Raw genomic sequence first — 22,513 nt, 5'->3', positions numbered from 1 at the left:
TCCCCAGATTCGGCGAGGACCACGGTGGGAGGTGGTTGCCAGAACTAGGGATTCTCCTCGTCCTGATGTGGGAGAAACATCCTCGCCAGCACCGGCCCGCGTCCCGTCGGGACCCCGGGACGGCCAACTCGCGAAGGGTGTTGTTCATGGAGTCGACCCGGCGGCCGGTCCTGTTCGTCAGCCATCCGGAGAGTGGGCTGCTCAACCCGCTACTCGTGCTGGCCGAGGAGATGTCCCGGCGCGGCGTGGAGGACCTGCACTTCGCCACCGACGACAACCGGCGCGACGAGATCGAGGCGCTGCGCGACGACACCCCGGTGCGGTTCGTGCCGCTGGGCCCGGTGGTGCCGGAGATGTCGGCGGTCACCTGGGACGACGAGACCTACCGCGAGGTCACCCAGCGTTCGCGGTTCAAAGCGCACCGGGCCGTCATCCGGCACACGTTCTCCCCTGTGGCCCGCATCGCCAAGTACCGGGCGCTGGAGAAGGCGGTCGAGGAGATCCGGCCCGCGCTGATGGTCGTGGAGAGCATGTGCTCCTACGGCTACGAACTGGCCATCACCAAGAAGATCCCCTTCGTGCTGGGCGTGCCTTTCATGCCCAGCAACGTGCTCACCTCGCACGTGCCGTTCGCGAAGTCCTACACCGGGCCGGGCTTCCCCGTGCCGCACTCCGGGCTGCCCTACGCGATGAGCTTCGCGCAACGGATCGCCAACCAGCTCTTCAAGTTCCGCACGCTGGCGATGTTCATGACCAGGGAGCTGCGCGAGCGGGCCGCTCTGGACCAGCAGATCCGCGACGACCTCGGGGTCTCGCGCGAGGCCGCCGGGTTCATGTCCCGCATCGAGCACGCCGAGATGGTGCTGTGCTATTCGGTACCGGAGCTGGACTACCCCTTCCAGGTCCCGGAGCACATGCGGCTGGTCGGCACGATGGTGCCGCCGCTGCCGCAGGCGCCCGACGACGGCGGGCTGCAGGACTGGCTCAGCGCCCGCGAGTCGGTGGTCTACATGGGTTTCGGCACCGTCACCCGGCTCACCGGCGAACAGGTGCACGCACTGCTGGAGGTCACCCGCAGGCTCGGCGACCGCGGCACGCACGTGCTGTGGAAACTGCCCGCGGAGCAGCACCACCTGCTGCCGGACCGCGGGGAGCTGCCGGACAACCTCCGCGTGGAGAAGTGGGTTCCCTCGCAGCTGGACGTGCTCGCGCACCCGAACGTGCGGTTGTTCTTCACCCACGCCGGCGGCAACGGCTTCCACGAGGGACTGCACTTCGGCAAGCCGCTCGTCGTGCGTCCGCTGTGGGTGGACTGCGACGACCAGGCGGTACGCGGCCGCGACCTGGGCGTCAGCCTCACCCTGGACCGCCCCGAGACGATCGACGTGGACGACGTGCTGGACAAGCTGACCCGGGTGCTCGACGAGCCCTGCTTCCGCGCCCTCGCCGAGCGGTTCAGCCGGCTGCTGCACGAGGCCGGGGGCCGAGAGCGGGCGGCGGACCTGCTGCTGCAACTGCCCGCGATGCGCGACGACCGAGAGGCGAGGATCTGACGATGCCGGTGCGCTACCCCGTGTCCAAGCCCTGGCTGGCCGGGCGGGAGCTCGAGTACACCACGCAGGCCGTCACCGAGGGCTGGATCTCCTCGCAGGGCCCCTTCGTGCGGCGCTTCGAGGAGGAGTTCGCCCGCTACAACGCGATCGCGCACGGCGTCGCCTGCTCCTCCGGGACCACGGCGCTCACGCTGGCGCTGCGCGCGCTCGGGGTCGGTCCCGGCGACGAGGTGATCGTGCCCGAGTTCACCATGATCGCCAGCGCGTGGGCGGTCACCTACACCGGCGCCACACCGGTCTTCGTGGACTGCGCGGACGACCTGAACATCGACGTGGCGCTCATCGAGGAGCGGATCACCCCGCGCACCAAGGTGATCATGCCGGTGCACGTCTACGGCAGGCGCTGCGACATGGACCCGATCATGGAGCTCGCCCACGAGTACAACCTGCGCGTCGTGGAGGACTCCGCAGAGGCGCACGGCATCCGCCCGGTCGGCGACATCGCCTGCTTCTCGCTGTTCGCCAACAAGATCATCACCGCGGGCGAAGGCGGCATCTGCCTCACCGACGACGGGCGGCTGGCCGCGCAGATGGAGCACCTGCGCGGCATGGCGTTCTCCCGCGACCACAGCTTCCTGCACAAGAAGCTCGCCTACAACTTCCGGATGACGGCGATGCAGGCCGCGGTCGCGCTCGCCCAGACCGAGCGGCTCGACGAGGTCCTGACCGCCCGCGCCCGGATCGAGAAGCGCTACGACGAGGGGTTGCGCGACGTCGACGGCATCACGCTGATGCCCCGACGCGATGTGCTGTGGATGTACGACGTGCTGGCGCGCGACCGCGACGGCCTGCGCGAGTTCCTGGCCCGGGAAGGCATCGAGACGCGGCTGTTCTTCAAGCCGATGAGCCGCCAGCCCGGCTACCTCGCCCCGCACTGGCGCGAGCTCAACGCCAACCGGTTCGCCGAACGAGGTCTCTACCTGCCCACCCACACCGGGCTCACCGCCGACGACCAGGACCACATCGTTGGCAAGGTGCGCGAGTTCTACGCCGCTGACGACGACTGAGGAACGGGCCATGACCGGAACCGATACGAGTCTTGCCGACTTCCCGATGCGGCGTCCCGGCGTCGCGTTCCCTCCCCCGGAGTACGCGCACTTCCGCGAGCAGCCCGGCCTGGTCCGCTCCCGGTTGCCCACCGGCGCGGCGGTGTGGCTGGTGACCCGGCACGAGGACGTGCGCACGGTGCTCACCGACCCCCGCGTCAGCTCCAACCCGGACCACGACGGCTTCCCCAGCCTGCTGGGCAGGACCGGCGGGGTGCCCTCGCCGGACACCATGCCCGGCTGGTTCGTCGCGCTGGACCCGCCGGAGCACGACCGGTTCCGCAAGACCCTGATCCCGGAGTTCTCGGTGCGCCGCATCCGGCAGCTGCGCCCGGTGGTCGAGCGGATCGTCGGCGACCGCATCGACGCGATGCTCGCCGCGGGCGGCACCGCCGACCTGGTCGCCGACTTCGCGCTGCCGGTGCCGTCGCTGGTGATCTCCGGCCTGCTCGGGGTGCCGGAGGTCGATCGGGACTTCTTCGAGTCCAGGACACGGGTCCTGGTCACCACGACCTCCACCGACCAGCAGCGCGAGGCCGCCACCAAGCAGCTGCTGCGCTACCTCGACCGGCTGATCGCGATCAAGCGGAAGCGCCCGGGCGACGACCTGATCAGCCGGTTGCTGGCCGCGGGCACGATCACGCCCGCGGAGCTGTCCGGGGTGTCGATGCTGCTGCTGATCGCAGGACACGAGACGACCGCCAACAACATCGCCCTCGGCGTGCTCACTCTGCTCATGCACCCGCAGTGGATCGGCGACGCCGGGGTGGTCGAGGAACTGCTGCGCCTGCACTCGGTGGCCGACCTCGTGGCGCTTCGGGTCGCCACCGAGGACCTCGATGTCAGCGGACAGCTGATCAGGGCGGGTGAGGGCATCGTGCCGCTGGTCGCCGCGGCCAACCACGACGAGGGCGCCTTCGGCTGCCCGCACCGGTTCGACCCCGGCCGCAAGGCGCGCCACCACGTGGCGTTCGGCTACGGCGTGCACCAGTGCCTCGGGCAGAACCTGGTCCGCATCGAGATGGAAGCGGCCTACCAGGCGCTTTTCGACCGCATCCCCGGCCTGCGGCTCGCGCGGCCGGCAGCGGAACTGCCGTTCAAGTACGACGGCGTGCTCTTCGGGCTGCACTCGCTGCCGGTCCAATGGTGAACGGACTTCCCGACCCGCGAGGAGGACTCATGGTTGAGATCAGTGTCGACACCGAACGTTGCGTGGGCGCGGGCCAGTGCGTGCTCTCCGCCCCCGACGTCTTCGACCAGGACGACGACGGCATCGTGACGGTGCTGGAGGCGAACCCCGACGCCGACCAGGCGGCGGAGGTCGTGCAGGCCGAGCGGATCTGCCCGGCGCAGGCGATCACCGTGCGAGAGGGTTGAGCCTCGTCGGCTCGCCGTTCGACTTCCGGCGCTGCGGCGTCGGAAGCCGAACGCAACTTGATCGGCCGCGTCAGAGGTGCTCGGCGAAGAGCACGCGGCGGTAGGCCCATCTACGCGGCCGTAGCCCAGAACATCACCACCGAGTCGCAGGTGCGCACCACAGTCGAGTACCCGCGCTGATCTCGGTGTGGATCTTGCCGCCGTGGAACGGCTTCGGGGTGAGCTGAGCGAGTTTGTGGGCAAGGTGTTCGCCTCGGTGGCGCGGAAGGATCAGCGGCGGCAGGAGGACTGTTATCTGCGCGGGTTGATGCTGGATGGCCCGCGGAAGTCGATTCAGCCGATGGCTGAACGATTGCCGGATGGGAACATGCATGCCTTGAGACTTCCAGCGCGGCATCGCCGAACTCGGCATCACCTTCATCCGGCCCGACCGCCGCGATGAGAATTGCCGTCACGGCAACCTCGCGCTGATCCGGCAACGCACCGAGTCGATCATCAACACCGCCAAGGCCCGGCTCTCGATCGAGGGCCACGGCGCCCGAACCCCGGCCGGGATCATGACTCGCACCGCCCAGCGCATCGTCGCCCTGGCCGCGGCCATCTGGCACAACTGGGCCACCAACGCCCCGGTCAAACGTTCCCTCGTCGCCTACGACCACCGAGAACTCGGGGAATCAACCATCCAGCATCGGCGGCAGCCGCGTTCCAGCACCAGTTCGACGGGTCCGTCGAAGGCCGAGAGCAGATCGCCGGATACGGCCACGCCGTTCAGGTTCGCGGGAGAGCAACCTGTACGGCGTTCTGCCATGAGGTTGTCCGGCCGTGCCGCTTCACACCGTCGAAGTCACCGTTTCGGCCCAGTAATCAACAAAGGATGTAGTGGTGCACCATCAGCGACCTACTTTCGTAGATGCGAAATGCCGCCTTGGTTGCTAGCGACCGGGCACCGCACCCTGCTGAAATGATTGTCGCCATCGGAATTTCGGGGATCCGATGCTCGCAGCGGGGGAGCAATCTATCGGCCGGAGTCGTTCACTGCGGGAGATCCGGCTGGACAAGAAAGGAGATCGCACCTGGCGGTTTCAGTACCGGGATCGACAGTCTTGCCATTACTGAAATGAGGATGAAAATGAAGCGCAGGACAATTTCTTTGCTCGGCATGGCGGCTCTGACTGGAGCAGCGATGGCCGGTTTTGCTCCGGTGGCCGCGGCCGCGGACGACGCCGCGGAGGCCCAGGCTGGAAAGTTCTGGGTCTACCAGCACGACGACTACAAGGGGGGCTGGTACGGGTTTTCCAACACCGACTGGACCTTCACCAACAACTACTGGACGAACGCCGGAAACTCGGTCAACGACGGGGCGAGTTCGATGAAGAACGAGACCTCCCGTGAAGTCGTGATGTACGAGCACAAGGGCTATGCGGGAAGGACCTATTACGCCAAGCCGTATTCGGTCGACAGCGACCTGACGAACAACGGGTTCGACAACATGGCCAGCTCGCTCAGGTTCCGCTGAGCACCCGACCAATGAGTGGGGGCGCCGGCACCATTGCTGGTGCCCCCACGTCGTCCCGCAAGGGGGTTCAGTCACATGTCAGCACGCCGCCCGGTCCTGCTTCTGGCAGCCCTGTGGCTGGTCGCAGGGTGCTCCACCTCGACCGCGGAATCCGAAGCCGGCGACACGATCGCACCTGAGCCCTCTCATCAGGCGCGGAACATCGTGCTGCCGTTCGATTCCTACGAACTCTCTCTCAGTGACTACTACACCATATCCGATGCGCAGGACGTGCTCGCTCGCGAGTGCATGCGGGACCGGGGGCTGGAGTACCCGGTCATCGACCGGCCGACTGATGCCGAGGAGGTGAAGAACCGACGCCGCTACGGTGTCATCGAGCCTCTCGTCGCTGATCGGCTGGGCTACCACGTGAACGAGCACATGCCCGATCCGTACGGGATCGCCAAGAAAGAGGAAGTCCGGCAAGCAGGACTTGCCGAGAAGGAAGCCGAAGCTTTGGGCGACCCCGAGGTCGGGTGCAGTGCCCTGGCTTACAAGACGCTGGTTCGTGAGGCTGATTCCGATGTCAGCACAGATCTGTTCAACGGCCTGGGCGAGAAGATCATGGCCGAATCGCAAACGGAGCCCGAGGTAGCCCGAGCTTTGCGCGAATGGAGTGAATGCATGAGCAGTGCGGGCTTCGACTACTCGAACCCGTATGAGGCCGCGGGTGACGACCGGTGGTGGAAGGAGGGTGGCGAACTCGCGTCCAAGGAGGAAGTAGTCGCAGCCAGGGCCGACGTGCGTTGCAAGCAGCGTGTCGGGCTTGTGGGGATATGGTTCGAAGCGGAAAAGAAGCTCCAGCAGAACGCGATACGGGAGCACCCCGAATACTTTGCGGAGTTGGCAGCCGCGGGGCAGCGGCACATTGCTGCCGCTAAAGCCGTGTTGGGAAGGTAATCGGTCGGCGGATTGTGGAGTCGGGCGCGAAGCGGCGTTTCGGGATGGCGTGGAGGTTGTGCCAGCGGATCGGACCCATCGCGCGGAGCCGGACCGCGTCTGACTCGCCCCCCACCCTCGCCGTGCCCTGGCGCTCGTGAGCACCAGGGCCGCGAAGTAGGCGTTCCTCCGGCGCACCGGCCGCAAGCCGCACCGCGGCTCAAGCTCGGGGATCACCAGGTCACCGGCAGCTCCAGCAGACCACCGGACAGCTGCCCCGTCTCCATCCGCAGTTCCTCGGCGGGCACCGCGACCCGCAGGGTCGGGATGCGGCCGAACAGGGTGCTGAACGCGGTTTGCAGCTCCACCCGTGCCAGGGGTGCGCCGATGCAGTGCCAGATGCCGTGCCCGAAGGTCAGATGCGAGTTGGGCGCGCGCGTGATGTCGAACTCGTCCGGCCGGTCGAAGGCCGCGTCGTCGAAGTTCGACAGCGTGAAGTCCAGGAGCACCAAGTCACCCGCGCGGATGGTCGTGCCCCCGACCTCCACGTCGGCGGTGGCGTAGCGCGGCAGCATCGAGCTGCCCGCCTTGGCCGCGCGCAGCACCTCCTCCACCGCGATCGCCATCGCACCGGCTTCGCGCATCGCGGCGTCCCGCATCTCCGGGTTGTTCGACAGCACCAGCACGCCCACGTCGATGTGGCTGATCACGCTGTCCAGGCCCGCGAACAGCACGCCCGCGGCGAGCGTGCCGATGCGCTCGTCGTCCACCCCGGCCTCGCACAGCCGCGAGATCACGTCCTCACCGGGCCTGCCGCGCTTGCGCCCGACCAGCTCCGCCAGGTAGCCGAACAGCTCCTCGGCGCCCCGCTCGGCCGCGGCGGGGTCGTCGAGCACCGCCATCCGCCCCATCAGCTCGACGATCCTGAGCCGGTCCTCGGCAGGCACTCCGATCAGCTCGTAGAGCACGTTCAACGCGAACGGCTGCGAGAACACCGAGTGCAGGTCAGCGGGCGGGCCCTGGGCCAGCAGCGCCTGCACCGTCTCCTCGGCGAGCGCCTCGACCTTCGGGCGCAGCCGGGCCAGCCGGCGCGCGGAGAAGCTCGGCGTCAGCAGCGAGCGCATCTCGGCGTGCAGCTGCCGCGCCCGCTCCGGATCGGTGTCGGTGATCAGCAGGTTGAAGAACGGGGTGTCGACGTAGCGGGGCGCCGACGGCGGGTCCGGGTGCGAGCGGTTGAGCCGCTCGTCCTTGAGCAACTGCTTGACCGTGTCGTGCCGGGTCACCAGCCACGCCTCGTCACCGGCGGGAGTGCGGACCTTGCACACGGGTGCCCGCGCCTGCAGGTCGCGCAGTTGCTGTGGCGGGCGAAGCATGGCCGACGGGCCGGTGCCGAGCTCGGGCAATTCGCTCATGGGCGGTTCCTTCCCGATGTGGAGGGGTAGGCGGATATCGGTGTCCGGACGACGTCGGCCGGAGACAGCGCGTGGCGGTGGCCGGGCCGCGGCGAGCGGCGGAGTCAGCGTTCGACGGGAACCAACCCGGCCAGCCAGTCGCGCATGATCCCGGCGGTGCGGTCGGAGTGCTCCTTGGCGAGCGAGAGGTGGTCGGCCTCGACGGTGCGCACCGCGTCGGTGTCGATCGGCGGCTTCGGCGTGCTGCCGCGGCTGCCCGGCAGCGGCACGGAGCACTGCACCAGCAGCGTCGGCGCGGTGGTCACCGGTGCGTCGCTGATCGCGACGACCTTGTCGTACCAGTGCACCATCGCCGACAGGCGGGCGCTGTTGAGCTTGACCGAGGGCGAGTCGATGTCGGCCAGGTAGTAGCGGGCCACCTCGTCGTAGTCGACGTCGTCGCTCTCGTCGTAGCGCAGGCTCAGCGTGTCCAGCAGGATCACCGCCTCCGGCCGCACTCCCCAGGTCGCCTCCAGCATCCCGGCCGCGTGGTAGGCGATGGTCCCGCCGGTGGAGTGCCCGACCAGCACGAACGGGTCGCCTTCGCTGCCGTGCAGGGCGCTTTCGGCCACCGAACGAATCGCGGCGGTGCCGTCCTCGGGAAGGTTCTCCCCCGCACCGAAGCCGACCAGCGGCAGCGCCGAGACGTGCCTGCTGCCGCGGAAGTGCGCGGCGATCCGGGCGTACTGGTGCACCCCGCCGGTGGCTCCCGGCGAGCTGACACAGATCAGCCGCGGATCGGTGGGCCCGTCGGACAGTGTGACGGGTTCGGGCAGCACGTCGAGCTCCGCGGGGGTCTCGAACGTCGGACGGGTGGCGGCGACCGCACCGAGCATGCGCATGGATTCCTTCTGCTTGCCCGAATGCACGCCCGTCAGGAAGAGGTTCACGAGGGTGTCGTTGGGGTTGCCCCCCTGGGCCTGCCCGGCCGTTGCCCACTGGTCCTGCATCTCGTTGCGCAGCCAGCGGGCAAGCGCGGCCGGGGTCCTGGTGTCGAACACGACCGACGAGGCCAGCCGCAGGTCCAGCGCCTCGCCGAGCCGGTTGCGCAGCTCCACCGCGATCAGCGAGTCGAAGCCCAGCTCCAGGAATTCTCGCTCGGCGTCCACGGCGGAGGTGTCGCGGTGGCCCAGGACCGCCGCCGCCTGCTCGACGACCAGGCCGGTGATCAGCTCCTCCCGCCCGGCCGGGGTGGTCTCGCGCAAACGGTCCCGCAGCGTCTCCTGCGAGAACCCGGAGGAGGCCGCGGCGCGGCGTCGTGTGGGAACCAGTTCGCGCAGCACGGACGGAACGTGCCCCGGCGCCCGCACCCCGGTGGCGTTGGTGCGGATCGCCACCACCAGCTCCTCGTCGCGGCGCAGCGCCGCGTCGAACAGCGCCAAGCCCTGCTCCACGGACAGCGGTGGCAAACCCGAGTCAGCCATGCGCTGCACATCGGTCGCGCTGAGTTCGCCCGTCATACCGCTGGTCTGCGCCCACGGACCCCAGGCCAGCGATGTCGCGGTCAGTCCCTGGTCGCGGCGGAACCGGGCCAGCGCGTCGAGGAAGGCGTTGCCCGCGGCGTAGTTGCCCTGGCCGGGACCGCCCAGGACACCGGAGGCCGAGGAGTACAGCACGAACCGCGCCAGCGGCAGGTCGCGGGTGAGCTCGTGCAGGTGCCACGCCGCGTCGGCCTTCGGCGCCAGCACTCCGTCCAGCCGCTCCGGTGTCAGCGAACCGATCGCGCCGTCGTCGAGCACCCCCGCGGTGTGCACGACCACGCTCAGCGGGTGCTCGGGGGCGATTCCGGCCAGCAGGTCCTCCAGCGCGGAGCGGTCGGCGACGTCGCACGCGGCGACCCGCACCTCGGCCCCGTGCGCGGTGAGTTCGGCGCGCAGCTCCAGCGCGCCGGGCGCGTCCGGTCCCCGCCGGCCGGCCAGCACCAGGTGGCGCACACCGTGCTCGGACACCAGGTGCCGGGCCAGCTCCGCGCCCAGCCCGCCGGTGCCGCCGGTGATCAGGACCGTGCCTTCGGCGTCCCACCCGGGCTGATCCTCACCGGTGCCTTCCAGCGGCAGCAGCCGGGCTGCCCGGGCCTCGCGCTGCCGCAGAGCGAACTGCTGCTCGTCGGTGCCGAGCAGGCCCGGCAGCAGCGCCGCCGAGGTGAACGCGTCGTCGAGGTCGGCCAGCAGAAGCCGTCCGGGGTTCTCGGCCTGCGCGGACCGGACGAGCCCGCACACGGCGGCGGCTGCCGGGTCGGTGACGGGTTCGGCGTCCACCGCGACCGCGCCGCTGCTGACGAAGACCAGGTGGGTGCCGGCGTACCGCTGGTCGGACTGCCATTCCTGGAGCAGCGCCAGCGCGCGGTGGGTCAGCTCGTGCACCGCCCGCGGACCGGCCGAGTCGCCGCGGATCGGTACCAGGAAAGCGTCCGGGAGCGCGCCGACCCCGTCCAGGGTCTCGGCGTAGCCGATGACTTCCTCGTCCGCGCGGTGCAACGCGTAGGCGAGGTCGAACTCGTCACCTCCGATGATCGCCCAGCGCTTCCCGCGCACCGACTCGGGCACGGGAGACGGCAGCCACCGCACCCCGAACAGCGAGCTCTGCTCAGCGGCAGGTGACGTCTCCGTTGCCTCGCCGGGATCACCGAAGGTCAGGGACTCCACGCTGAGCACCGGGTTGCCCTGGGTGTCGACGGCGACGAGCTCGACTCCCTCACCCGATGTCGCCCGGATGCGCAGCGCAGTGGCACCGGTGGCGTGCAGGGACATCCCGCGCCACTCGACCGGCCGGGCCGCCGACGTGCCCGCGGCGGCCGCTTCGGGATCGGCGAGCGCGGCGGCCCGCGCCGCGGCGTCCAGCAGCAGCGGGTGGATACCGTGGCCGTCGGTGGCCTCGACCCCGGTGGGGAGCGCCACTTCGGCGAAGACCGCGCCGTCGTGCCGCCACGCGGCACGCAGGCCGTCGTCCACAGCCCCGTCCTCCAGCGCCACCGGCTCAGCCTCCGCGGGCACGGCCACGTCGAAGTCGACCGGCTCCGCGTCCGCGACGAGGACGCCGCTCGCGCACGCGATCCACGACTGCTCCCGCGCATCGGCCGGACGAGCGTGCACGGTGAACCCGCGCTGTCCCGTCTCGTCCGGTTCGGCGACCTTGACCTGCACCGACTGCGGTTCGCCCGCGTTGAGCGGTGCTTCGACGGACAGGGCCCGCACCCGGGCGCACCGGGTCTCGTCGCCTGCCCGGATCGCGAGTTCGGCCAGCACCGCTTCGGGCACCCGGTCTCCGCTGAGCCAGGGGTGCGTCTTCGCCGACAGGCGCCCGGTCAGCAGCAGTTCGCCACTGCCTGCCACGCCGGTCGCGGCGCCGAGCAGCGGGTGCTCGACGCGGCGCAGCCCGAGTCCGGTGGCGTCCCCGGTGGACGCGGCGGGAGAAGGCCAGTACCGCTGGTGCTGGAAGGCGTAGGTCGGCAGGTCCACCCGCCCGGCCCCGGTACCGGCGAAGTACTCCGCCCAGTCCACGTGGTGTCCGCGCACGTGCAGGCAACCGAGCGCACTCGCGAACGCGGACTCCTCCGGCCGGTCCCCGCGCAGCGCGGAGACGACTGCGGCGGTCTCGGGCAGGGATTCCTGCGCCATCGCCGAAAGCACGCCGTCCGGGCCGATCTCCAGGAACGTCGAGGCACCCTGCGCGGCCAGTGCGCGCACGCCGTCGGCGAACCGCACGGCCTCCCGCGCGTGCCGCACCCAGTACTCCGCGGTCCGCAGCTCGGCGGCCGTGGCGACCTCACCGGTCAGGTTCGACACCACCGGGATCGCGGGCTCGGCGAAGGACAACGCCGCGATCTCCGCGCGGAATCCGGCGAGCATCGGCTCCACCAGCGCCGAGTGGAACGCGTGGCTGGTGCGCAGCCGCTTGGTCCGGCGTCCCTCGGCCTCCAGCCGCCCCGCCACGGCGAGCACTGCGTCCTCCGCGCCCGACACGACCACCGAACGCGGGCCGTTGGCCGCCGCGATCGACACCTCGGCGCTCAGCGTCGGTGCGACCTCCTCCTCGGTCGCCTCCACGGCGACCATCGCACCGCCGGTCGGCAGCTCCCGCATCAACCGCGCGCGGACCGACACCAGCCGCGCGGCGTCCTCGAGGGAGAGCACCCCGGCGACGTGCGCGGCCGAGATCTCGCCGATCGAGTGCCCTGCCAGCAGGTCGGGCTTGATCCCGAGCGATTCGGCCAGGCGGAACAGGGCGACCTCGACGGCGAACAGGGCGGGCTGGGTGTTGCCGGTGTCGTCCAGCGCCGCGTGGTCCTCACCCCAGATCACATCGCGCAGCGGCGAGGCGCGGTGGCGGTCGAGCTCGGAGAGCACCTTCTCCAACGCCTCGGCGAACACCGGGAAGCGGCCGTGGAGCTCGCGGCCCATGCCGAGGCGCTGCGAGCCCTGCCCGGAGAACAGGAAGGCGAGCTTGCCGGTCGAGGTGCCGACGACGCCGCGGGCGACCTCGTCCACTCTGGACCCGGCGGCCAGCAGCACGGCCCGGTGCTCGAATGCCGAACGCCCCGTCGCCAAGGAGAAACCGACGTCCACCGGATCGAGGTGCGGTTGCCGCTCGTGCAGCGCGGTGATCCGCTCGACCTGGGCGGCGAGGGCATGCGCGGTGCGGGCGGACACCGGCCACGGCACCGCCGCCGGTCTCGGTTGGTCCCGCTCGACTCCGTCGCCCTCCGGCTCGGGGCCCTCCTCGAGGACGACGTGCGCGTTGGTACCGCTGATGCCGAAGGACGAGACCCCGGCGCGGCGCGGCCGGTCGACGTCCGGCCACCGGGTGCGCGCGGTCACGAGCTCCACCGCACCGGTGTCCCAGTCCACGTGCGGCGACGGTGCGTTGACGTGCAGGGTCGGCGGCAGCTCGCGGTGCCGCATCGCCTGCACCACCTTGATCACGCCGGCGACTCCGGCCGCGGCCTGGGTGTGCCCGAGGTTCGACTTCACCGACCCGAGCAGCAGCGGAACCTGGCGATCCCGGCCGTAGGTCGCCAGCAGCGCCTGCGCCTCGATCGGGTCGCCCAGCGCGGTACCGGTGCCGTGCGCCTCGACCGCGTCCACGTCGGCGGGGGACAGACCGGCACTGGCCAGCGCCTGCCGGACGACCCGTTGCTGCGCGGGTCCGTTCGGTGCGGTGAGCCCGTTGGACGCGCCGTCCTGGTTCACCGCGGAACCGCGCAGCACCGCCAGCACCGGATGGCCGTTGCGCTGGGCGTCGGCGAGCTTCTCCACCACCAGGACGCCCACGCCTTCCGACCAGGCGGTGCCGTCGGCGTCGTCGGAGAACGCCTTGCACCGCCCGTCCGGGGCGAGCCCGCCCTGCCTGCTGAACGAGGAGAAGTTCGCCGACGTGCTCATCACCGTCACGCCCCCGGCCAGGGCCAGCGAGCATTCCCCGCCGCGCAGCGACTGCGCGGCCAGGTGCAGTGCGACCAGCGACGACGAGCAGGCGGTGTCGATCGTGAGCGCCGGGCCCTCCAGCCCCAGCGCGAACGCCAGACGGCCGGACAGCACGCTGGCGGCCATGCCGGTGGAGGCGTGCCCCTCCATGTCCTGCCCGGACGACAGCAGCAGGTGGATGTAGTCCTGCCCGGTGGTGCCGACGAACACCCCGGTCCGGCTTCCGCGCAACCGCTTGGCGTCGATCCCGGCGCGCTCCAGCGCCTCCCAGGACACCTCCAGCACCTGGCGCTGCTGCGGGTCCATCGCGACCGCCTCCCGCGGCGAGATGTCGAAGAAACCCGCGTCGAAGTCGGCCGCCGCGCGCAGGAAACCGCCCCGCTTCGTGGCGCTGCGACCGCCGCCGAGCTCGTCGAGGTCCCAGCCCCGGTCGTCGGGGAACCCGGAGATCGCGTCCCCGCCCGCGCCCACCAGGTCCCACAGCCGCTCCGGTGAGTCGGCGGCGCCGGGGAACCGGCAGGCCATCCCGACGATCGCGACCGGCTCGTGCCTGCCGGACTCGGCCTCCTGGAGGCGCCGACGCGTCTCGTGCAGGTCCGCGGTGACCCACTTCAAGTAGTCGACGAGCGTGCTTTCGTCCGGCATCGTCGGTGCACCTTCCTCTCTGCCCGCGAAGGGGACCTTCGCCGCGCTGGCGAGCGGCCCGGGTACGGCGGTGGCGCTCAGCCCTCGTTCCGCCTGCCGAGTTCGTTGTCGATGAACGCCAGCACCTCGTCTGCGCTGGCCGTCTGGAGGCGGTCGCCGATCGCGGGTTCGTCCACGCCGCCGTCTGCGCCGGAGCCGTCGCCGCAGCGCTCCAGCAGGCGGCGCAGCCGCGTCGCGAGTTCGCCGCGGACCTCCTCGCCGGGACCACTGCCGTCCAGGGCGCGTTCGATCCGGTCGAGTCCGGCCAGCAACGCGGCCGCACCCTCCTGCGGCCCGCCGCCGAGGCTCTCGGCCAGCAGCACCGCCACGGCCAGCGGCGTCGGGTGGTCGAACACCAGCGTGGACGGCAGCCGGACACCGGTGACCGCGGCGATCCGGTTGCGCAGCTCGACGGCGGTCAGCGAGTCGACGCCGAGCGCGCGGAACTCCCGCTCCGCGCCGATCGCGTCGGTGGAGCCGTGTCCGAGCACCGCCGCCGCCTCCGCGCGCACCAGTCCCAGCAGTTCCTGCTCACGCGCTTCGGGATCAAGCCCGGACAGACGCTCCGCCAGCGCACCGCGCGCCGCGGAGTCCGCACTGCCGGCCACCGTGCGGCGGGCGGACCGGACGAGTCCGCGCAACAGTGCGGGCACATCGCCGCGGACCCGGTCGGTGCCGCCGGTGATGCCCAGCGGGACCACGAGCGGCTCGTCCGCGCCGATCGCCGCGTCGAACAGGGCCAGGCCGCGTTCGACCGGCAGCGGAGGTACGCCGTTGTCGTTGATGCGGCGCAGGTCCCGGTCGTCGAGCCCGGCGGTCATGCCGGTGCTCTGCTCCCAAGCGCTCCAGGCCAGCGACACCGCGGGCAGCCCCGCGGCGCGCCGGTGCGCGGCCAGCGCGTCGAGGTAGGCGTTGCCCGCCGCGTAGTTGGCCTGCCCGGGGCTGCCCATGACACCGGAGGCCGAGGAGTAGACGACGAACGCCGCCAGGTCCAGGTCCCGGGTCGCCTCATGCAGGTTCCACGCACCGTCGACCTTGGGCCGCAGCACCGCCTCCAGCCGTTGCGGCGTGAGCGACTCGACGACGCCGTCGTCGAGGACTCCGGCGGCGTGCACCACGGCGGTGAGCGGATGTTCGGCCGGCACCGCGGCGACCAGCTCGCGCACGGCGTCGCGGTCGGCGACGTCGCACGCGGCCACGGTGACCTCCGCGCCGTGGTCGAGCAGTTCCGCGCGCAGGCCCTCCGCTCCGGGAGCGTCCGGACCGCGGCTGCCGGCCAGCACCAGGTGCCGCACGCCGTGCTCGGCGACGAGATGACGGGCGAGCACACCGCCGAGCCCGCCGGTGCCACCGGTGATCACAACGGTGCCGTCCGGGTCCCAGGCACGGGGCACCGTGAGCACGATCTTGCCGATGTGGCGGGCCAGGCTCATCTCCCGGAACGCCTCGGGGGCGCGGCGCACGTCCCAGGAGCGCACCGGCAGCGGGCGCAGCGCGGCGTCCTCGAACAGCGCCACCAGCTCGCGGAGCATCGCCTGGATGCGGTCCGGATCGACCAGGCCGAGGTCGAAGGCCCGGTAGTCGGCGCCGGGAAGGTCCTCGCGGATGTCGGTCTTGCCCAGCTCGATGAACCGGCCGCCGTCGCCGAGCAGCCGCGCGGAGGCGTCGACGAACTCGCCGGAGAGCGCGTTGAGCACGACGTCGATGCCGCGTTCCCCTGCCACCTCCGCGAATTCGCCCTCGAAGCCGGTGGTCCGGGAGGAGGCGATGTGGTCGTCGGCCACGCCCAGCTCCCGCAGCGCGTCCCACTTGCCCTCGCTCGCGGTGGCGAACACCTCCGCGCCGAGGTGCCGCGCGATCTGGATCGCGGCCATGCCGACGCCGCCGGCACCGGCGTGGACCAGCACCCGCTCCCCCGCGCCGAGCCCGGCGAGGTCGACCAGCCCGTGGTAGGCGGTGAGGAACGCCAGCGGTACCGAGGCGGCAGTCGTCCAGGACCACTCCCGCGGCACCGGGGTCAGGAAGCGCTCGTCGATGGTCCCCTGCGGGCCGAACCCACCGAAGAGCATGCCCATCACCCGGTCGCCGACCCGCAGGTCCCGCACCTCGGGGCCGGTCTCCACGACCACGCCCGCGGCTTCGGAACCGAACAGCCCGGCCTCTCCGGGGTACATGCCGAGCGCGTTGAGCACGTCGCGGAAGTTCACGCCCGCGGCCTCGATCCGCACCCGCACGTCGCGGCCGGTGAGCGGCTCGACCGCGCAGGGCACGAGGGTGAGTCCGTCGAGGCTGCCCTTGCGCGTGCTGTCGAGCCGCCACGCGGTGCCGGCGGGCGGCACGAGCGCCTCGCCGTCGGCGAGAGGGGCGAGCCTGCCCACGTGCAACCGTCCGTTGCGCAGGACCGCCTGCGGCTCGTCCTGGTCCCCCAGGCCGAGCACCGCGGGCAGGGCGGCCATGGACTCGGCCGTGCCGTCGAGGTCGGCCAGGAGGAAGCGCCCCGGGTACTCGGCCTGCGCGGAGCGCACCAGACCCCACGCCGAGGCCGCCGCGAGGTCGCTCGGCCCGTCGCCGTCCACCGCCGCACGCGTCACGAACACCATGCGGGAGTGGGCGAACCGGTCGTCGCCGAGCCATTGCTGGACCAGCTCCAGCACCCTGCGGTTCACCGCGTGCACCGCCTGGACGTCGTTGCCGCCCACCAGCGGCACCGCGACCGCCTCCGGCACCGGATCCGGCAGCTCCGTTAACGCCGGGACCGGCTCGCCGAGCCGCAGGCCCCACTCGTCTAGCCCCAGCACCGCCCACGTGCCGGACACGGGTCCGGCCTCGTGCGGCACCCAGTCGACGTGGAACAGCGACTTCGACTCGTCCGGGCGGGTCGTGCTCGGCCGATCGGATACCTCGCGCACCACCAGCGAATCCACCGACAACACCGGAACGCCGTGCGGGTCCGCGGCCACGATCCGCACGGAGTCCTCGGCGTTCTTGACGATGCGCACCCGCAGTGCCGCGGCTCCGCTCGCGTGCAGCGAGACGCCGCTCCAGGAGAACGGCAGGAGTCCACGACCATCCCCTTCGGACAGTGCGAACACCGTGGCGTGCAGGACCGCGTCGAGCAGCGCAGGATGCACCCCGTACCGCTCGGCGTCCTCGGTGCGCTGCGGAAGCCGCACTTCGGCGAAGAACTCGCCATCGCCCTGCCACACCGCGTGCAGACCGCGGAACAAAGACCCGTAGGTGAGGCCACTGGCGGCGTAGTCGTCGTAGATGCCCGCGATGTCCACTTCGGATGTGCCAGGGGGTGGCCAGGTGCCGGTGTCGAAGTCCAGCACGTGCTCGGCTTCGGTGAGCGTGCCCGTGGCGTGCTGGGTCCACTCGCCCCCTGGATCGTCGGCGGGCCGGGAGTGCACGCGCAGCTCGCGTTCGCAGGACTCGTCAGCCGCACCGACGCGCAGCTGCACCCGCAACGCGCCCTGCGCGGGCAGCACCATCGGCGCGGCCAGAGTGAGATCGCGGACCTGCGCGCAGCCGGCCTGGTCGGCCGCGCGCACGGCGAGCTCCAGGAATCCCGTGCCGGGGAACATGATGTGACCGCCGACGACGTGGTCGGCCAGCCACGGGTGCGAAGCCAGCGACAGCCGTGCGGTGAACAGCAGCTCGCCGCTGCCCGCGAGTTCGACCGCGGCCCCCAGCAGCGGGTGATCGGCACTGGTCAGGCCGAGCCCGCTCGCGTCGCCGCGATCGACCGCCGCCCGCGGCCAGAACCGCTCGTGCTGGAAGGCGTAGGTCGGCAGGTCCACCCGCCGGGCACCGGAACCGGCGAAGAAACCGCTCCAGTCGACCTCCACGCCGTGCGCGTGCAGCCCCGCCAGCGCGGTCACGGCCGCGGTCCGGTCGTCGCGGTCGCGGCGCAGCACCGGGACCACCGGCGTGCCGGGCTCCAGCGAGTCCGACGCCATCCCCGCCAGCGCGCTGTCCGGGCCCACCTCCGCGAACACCGAGGCGCCTTCGGCGGCGAGAGCCTGCACTGCGTCGGCGAAACGCACGGCCTCCCGCACGTGGCGCACCCAGTGCTCGGGGTCGGCCAGCTCGGCGGCGGTGGCCACGCGCCCGGTCAGCGTCGACACGACGGGAAGCCGGGGCCTGCCGAACGACAGCCGCCGCACCACCGAGCGGAACTCCGCCAGCATCGGCTCCATCAACGGCGAGTGGAACGCGTGGCTGACGGTGAGCCTCCTGGTCCTGCGACCGCGCTCCTCGAACACCGCCGCGATGCGCTCCACCGCCTCGGTGACTCCGGACAGGACCACCGCGCCGGGCGCGTTCACCGCCGCGATCGCCACGTCGGGGCCGAGCAGGGCCGCCACCTCGTCCTCGCTCGCCCGCACGGACACCATCGCACCGCCCGCGGGCAGGGCCTGCATCAGCCGCCCGCGGGCGGCGACCAGCTCGGCGGCGTCGGCCGACGACAGCACGCCGGCGATGTGCGCGGCGCTGATCTCGCCGACCGAGTGGCCCGCGAGGAAGCCGGCCCGCACTCCCCAGGATTCGAGCAGCCGGTAGAGCGCGACCTCCACGGCGAACAACGCCGGCTGGGTGTAGGCGGTCTGATCCAGCGCCGCGGCCTCCGGGGTGCCCGGCTCGGCGAACAGCAGCTCGCGAAGCGGCCGGTCCAGGTGGCGGTCCAGCTCGGCGAGCACCTCGTCCAGGGCTTCGGCGAACGCCGGATACCGCGCGGCCAGTTCCCGCCCCGCTCCGGGGCGCTGCGCCCCCTGACCGGAGAACAGCACGGCGAGCTTGGCGGGATGCTCAGCGGTTCCGCGCCAAGCGGCGGAGCCTTCCGCGAGCCACGCCGCCAGCGCGTCGCGCAGCTCGCTCCGGTCGGTGCCCACGACGGCGAGCCGGTGCTCGAACGCGGCACGTCCGGTGGCCAGCGACAGCGCCGCGTCCGCCGGGCGCAGGTCCGGGTCGGAGTCCACGCGGGCGAGCAGTTCGACGACCTGGTCCCGCAACGCCCGCTCGGTGCGGCCGGACACGATCCACGGCACCGCACCGGGAACGGGCTCGGGCTCCACCACGGCCTCGTCGCCGGGGGCCTGCTCCAGGACGGCGTGCGAGTTGGTGCCGCTCACCCCGAACGAGGAGACCGCCGCCCGGCGCGGACGGCCGGTCACCGGCCACGGCCGCGTCTCGGTCAGCAGCTCGACCGCACCGGCGGACCAGTCGACGTGCGAGGAGGGCTGCTCGGCGTGCAGCGTGCGCGGCAGCACGCCGTGGCGCATCGCCTGCACCACCTTGATCACGCCGGCGACTCCGGCCGCCGCCTGGGTGTGCCCGAGATTCGACTTGACCGAACCCAGCAGCAGCGGCACCTCGCGATCCTCGCCGTAGGTGGCCAGCAGGCTGCGGGCCTCGATCGGGTCACCCAGCGGCGTGCCGGTCCCGTGCGCCTCCACCACGTCGACGTCCGAAGTGGACAGATCGGCCGCGGTGAGCGCCTGCTCGATCACCCGCCGCTGGGCCCGTCCGCTCGGCGCGGTGAACCCGTTCGACGCACCGTCGGAGTTCACCGCCGAACCCCGCAGCAGAGCCAGCACCGGATGCCCGTTGCGGCGGGCGTCGGAAACCCGCTCCAGCAGCAGGACTCCAACGCCTTCGGACCAGCCGGTCCCGTCGGCGGCGTCGGAGAACGCCTTGCAGCGCCCGTCGGTGGCCAGCCCGCCCTGGCGGCTGAACTCCACCAGCGAGCCCGGAGTGCACATCACGTTGACCCCGCCGGCCAGCGCCAGCTCGCACTCCCCCGCGCGCAGCGCGTGTGCCGCCTGGTGCAAGGCCACCAGCGACGAGGAGCACGCGGTGTCCACGGTGACGGCCGGGCCTTCCAGACCCAACTCGTAGGCGAGGCGACCGGAGGTGGCGCTGGCCGCGATGCCGGTGCCCACGTTGCCGTCGGCGTCGTCCAGCGAGCGCACCAGCAGGTGGGCGTAGTCCTGCCCGTTGGTGCCGACGAACACTCCGGTACGGCTGCCGCGCAGTCCGGTGGCGTCGATCCCGGCGCGCTCGATCGTCTCCCATGCCACCTCGAGCAACAGCCGCTGCTGCGGGTCCATGGTGAGCGCCTCGCGGGGCGAGATGCCGAAGAACCCGGGGTCGAAGTCGGCCGCGCAGTCCAGGAACCCGCCGCGCCGGGTGACGACGTTGCCGCGCTCGTCGGTGCCGGCGCCCCGCAGCGCCTCCAGGTCCCAGCCGCGGTCGGTGGGGAACTCGCCGATGGCGTCGCCACCGCCCGCGACCAGGTCCCACAGGTCCTCCGGTGAGGAGACCTTGCCGGGGAAGCGGCATCCCATCGAGACGATGGCGATCGGTTCGGTGCGCGCGGCGTGCAGCTGCCGGTTGTGCCGCCGAAGCCGCTCGGTCTCCTTCATCGCGGCGCGCAGGGCCTTCTCGACCCGGGAGTGCGCGGTCGGCTCGTTGGAGGTCATCATCCCGCTCCGTCGGTCTCGGATCAGTCGGTCGGATCAGTCGGTCGGGTCAGTCCGTCTCGTCGGCGCCCTCCAGCGCCGCGCGCACCAGGTCGTCGAGCGCCATGGAGTCGACCGACTCGTCGGCGTCCTCCGCTCCGTTCGTGCCATCGCCGTCGGCGCCCTGCTGTTCGGCGAGGGTGAGCAGCGAATCCAGCACCCCGGCGTCCCGCAGCCGCTCCAGCGGCACCGCGGCCAGCAGCCGCCGGATCCTGGTCTCCTCACGGCCCACGCCGCCGGGGTCCTCCCGGCGACCTTCGGACCCGGCGTCGTCGAGACCGAGCTCGTCGAGCAGGTGCCCGGCCAGCGCGGCCGGCGTCGGGTGCTCGAACACCAGCGTCGCGGCCAGGCTCAGGCCGGTGGCGGCGCCGAGCCGGTTGCGCAGCTCGACGGCGGCCAGCGAGTCGAACCCGAGGTCGCGGAACGCCCGCTGCGCTCCGACCGCATCGGCCCCGGTGTGCCCGAGGACGTCCGCGCAGCGGGCCCGCACCAGGTCCAGCACCACGTCCATCCGCCGTCCCGCGGGCAGCTCGGTCAGCTCGTCGCGAAGCGACGAGCCTCCGCCGACCGGGACCTGTTCGGTCGCCGCGGCGGGTTCGGCGTAGCCGGGCAGGTCCCGCAGCAGCGGGCTCGGCCGCGCGACGGTGAACGTCCGCGCGAACCTGTCCATGTCCACTTCGGCCACGAGCGGAGCGGCGAGGTCGCCGACCGCCAGCTCGCCCAGGGCCTTGAGCGCCAGCTCCGGTGCCATGGCGGCGATCCCGGTGCGACGGGCGCCGTCGCCGGCCCGCGCCCCGGCGGCCATGCCGTCGCCGGCCCACGCTCCCCACGCGATGGACGTCGCGGGCAGGCCCTCCGCCCTGCGCCGTTCGGCGAGCGCGTCGAGCACCGCGTTGGCCGCCGCGTAGTTGGCCTGTCCGGCGTTGCCGACCGCCGCCGCGGCCGAGGAGAACAGCACGAAGGCCGTCAGACCGCGGTCGCGAGTGAGCTCGTCGAGATGCAGCGCCGACGCCACCTTCGTGCGCAGCACCGGAGCGAACCGCTCGGGGGCGAGCCCGTCGATGATCCCGTCGTCGAGCACCCCGGCCGCGTGCACCACGCCGGTCAGCGGGTGCTCCTCGGGGATTCGGTCGAGTACCGCCGCCAGCTCGGCGCGGTCGGTCACGTCGCAGGCTTCGATCACCGCCGAGGCCCCGATCGCCCCCAGCTCGTCACGGAGTCCGGCCGCTCCGGGCGCGTCCAGGCCGCTGCGGCTGAGCAGCACCAGGTGCCGCGCGCCGTTCTCGGCGAGCCAGCGCGCGACCCGCGCGCCGAGGGAGCCGGTACCGCCGGTGACCAGCACGGTGCCGGTGGGCGACCAGCTCGTCCGCGGCCGTTGCGGCTCGGGAACCAGCCGCCGGCCGAAGACCGCCGAGGAGCGCACCGCGACCTGGTCCTCCCCGTCGATCCCGGCCAGCACGGCGGCGAACCTCTCGGTCACCCTGGCTTCGAGCCGTTCGGGAAGGTCAACCAGGCCGCCCCAGCGGTCCGGGTGCTCCAGTGCGGCGACCCGTCCGAGCCCCCACACCCCGGCTTGCGCCGGGTTCGCCGGGGCCTCCGAGCATCCGGTGGAGACCGCGCTGCGGGTGACCGTCCACAGCGGAGCGTCGATACCCGCATCGCCCAGTGCCTGCAGCAGCGTCGCGGTCAGCGCCGGTGCCTGCGGCACGGTGTTGCCGGAATCCCGCAGGGCCAGCAGCGACACGACACCGGTGGCCGAGCACCCGCGCAACCGCTCGGTGAGCTCAGCGCGGCTGATCTCGCCGACCTCGATGCGCTTCGAGGCACCGAGCACACCGAGGACCTGCTCGGTCCACTCGTCCGCGAGGCCCTCGGGCAGCACCGCCAGCCAGTCCCCGCTCGGTGGCGCCGAGGGCTTCGCGATCAGCGGCTTCCAGTGGAAGCGGTGCCGCCAGGAGTCCACG

Annotated in this window: 9 protein-coding genes and 3 pseudogenes (1 of these 12 cut by a window edge); 8 read left to right on the top strand and 4 right to left on the bottom strand. The window is 72.0% G+C overall.

Features of this window, described 5'->3' with window-relative positions; translation table 11 throughout:
- The first annotated feature begins 146 nt into the window (after positions 1-146).
- The 8 genes and pseudogenes from HUO13_RS14940 to HUO13_RS14905 all read left to right on the top strand — a co-directional run bounded on the left by HUO13_RS14940 (position 147) and on the right by HUO13_RS14905 (position 6,491).
- A complete protein-coding gene (locus HUO13_RS14940; protein WP_211901950.1) occupies positions 147-1,553 on the top strand; it encodes a glycosyltransferase in 1,407 nt (468 codons plus the stop codon).
- A 2-nt stretch (positions 1,554-1,555) separates the two neighbouring features.
- Positions 1,556-2,620 carry a DegT/DnrJ/EryC1/StrS family aminotransferase gene (locus tag HUO13_RS14935; protein WP_211901949.1) on the top strand — a complete coding sequence of 355 codons (1,065 nt, stop codon included), beginning with the start codon at positions 1,556-1,558 and terminating at the stop codon, positions 2,618-2,620.
- A 10-nt stretch (positions 2,621-2,630) separates the two neighbouring features.
- Positions 2,631-3,809 (top strand): cytochrome P450, encoded by a 1,179-nt coding sequence (locus tag HUO13_RS14930; protein ID WP_211901948.1) that lies wholly within the window; start codon positions 2,631-2,633, stop codon positions 3,807-3,809.
- Positions 3,810-3,838: 29 nt separating this feature from the next.
- Complete coding sequence (locus tag HUO13_RS14925; protein WP_211901947.1) at positions 3,839-4,036, top strand: ferredoxin; 198 nt, start codon at positions 3,839-3,841, stop codon at positions 4,034-4,036.
- Positions 4,037-4,223: 187 nt separating this feature from the next.
- Positions 4,224-4,418 (top strand): annotated as a pseudogene (locus HUO13_RS14920) (transposase); the annotation flags it as partial.
- A gap of 13 nt (positions 4,419-4,431) precedes the next feature.
- Positions 4,432-4,695: pseudogene (locus HUO13_RS38350) on the top strand (IS982 family transposase); the annotation flags it as partial.
- A gap of 470 nt (positions 4,696-5,165) precedes the next feature.
- Positions 5,166-5,552: a peptidase inhibitor family I36 protein gene (locus HUO13_RS14910; RefSeq protein ID WP_211901945.1), complete on the top strand. Its 387-nt coding sequence runs from the start codon at positions 5,166-5,168 to the stop codon at positions 5,550-5,552.
- 75 nt (positions 5,553-5,627) lie between these two features.
- Positions 5,628-6,491 carry a hypothetical protein gene (locus HUO13_RS14905; RefSeq protein WP_211901944.1) on the top strand — a complete coding sequence of 288 codons (864 nt, stop codon included), beginning with the start codon at positions 5,628-5,630 and terminating at the stop codon, positions 6,489-6,491.
- Between the two features lie 212 nt (positions 6,492-6,703).
- Here the strand turns inward: HUO13_RS14905 and HUO13_RS14900 are convergent, their stop codons facing one another.
- The 4 genes and pseudogenes from HUO13_RS14900 to HUO13_RS14885 all read right to left on the bottom strand — a co-directional run.
- Complete coding sequence (locus tag HUO13_RS14900; protein ID WP_211901943.1) at positions 6,704-7,882, bottom strand: cytochrome P450; 1,179 nt, start codon at positions 7,880-7,882, stop codon at positions 6,704-6,706.
- Between the two features lie 104 nt (positions 7,883-7,986).
- Positions 7,987-13,989 (bottom strand): annotated as a pseudogene (locus HUO13_RS14895) (type I polyketide synthase); the annotation flags it as partial.
- Positions 13,990-14,066: 77 nt separating this feature from the next.
- Positions 14,067-20,465: a type I polyketide synthase gene (locus tag HUO13_RS14890; RefSeq protein WP_432757858.1), complete on the bottom strand. Its 6,399-nt coding sequence runs from the start codon at positions 20,463-20,465 to the stop codon at positions 14,067-14,069.
- A gap of 94 nt (positions 20,466-20,559) precedes the next feature.
- Positions 20,560-22,513, bottom strand: the final stretch of a protein-coding gene (locus HUO13_RS14885) for a type I polyketide synthase (protein ID WP_211901940.1). It continues 25,877 nt past the right edge of the window; only the last 1,954 of its 27,831 coding nucleotides appear in the window; the start codon falls outside the window, past its right edge; it ends in the stop codon at positions 20,560-20,562.

This window comes from Saccharopolyspora erythraea (assembly GCF_018141105.1).
Classification (GTDB): Bacteria; Actinomycetota; Actinomycetes; order Mycobacteriales; family Pseudonocardiaceae; genus Saccharopolyspora_D; species Saccharopolyspora_D erythraea_A.
Note: the sequence above shows the minus strand (reverse complement) of the source record. Positions and strands in the feature narration are given on the sequence as shown.

Excerpts from the sequence above, each read along its gene's own strand:
- HUO13_RS14940 (WP_211901950.1), top strand. The coding sequence starts at position 147 with ATGGAGTCGACCCGGCGGCCGGTCCTGTTCGTCAGCCATCCGGAGAGT.
- HUO13_RS14935 (WP_211901949.1), top strand. The coding sequence starts at position 1,556 with ATGCCGGTGCGCTACCCCGTGTCCAAGCCCTGGCTGGCCGGGCGGGAG.
- HUO13_RS14930 (WP_211901948.1), top strand. The coding sequence starts at position 2,631 with ATGACCGGAACCGATACGAGTCTTGCCGACTTCCCGATGCGGCGTCCC.
- HUO13_RS14925 (WP_211901947.1), top strand. The coding sequence starts at position 3,839 with ATGGTTGAGATCAGTGTCGACACCGAACGTTGCGTGGGCGCGGGCCAG.
- HUO13_RS14910 (WP_211901945.1), top strand. The coding sequence starts at position 5,166 with ATGAAGCGCAGGACAATTTCTTTGCTCGGCATGGCGGCTCTGACTGGA.
- HUO13_RS14905 (WP_211901944.1), top strand. The coding sequence starts at position 5,628 with ATGTCAGCACGCCGCCCGGTCCTGCTTCTGGCAGCCCTGTGGCTGGTC.
- HUO13_RS14900 (WP_211901943.1), bottom strand. The coding sequence starts at position 7,882 with ATGAGCGAATTGCCCGAGCTCGGCACCGGCCCGTCGGCCATGCTTCGC.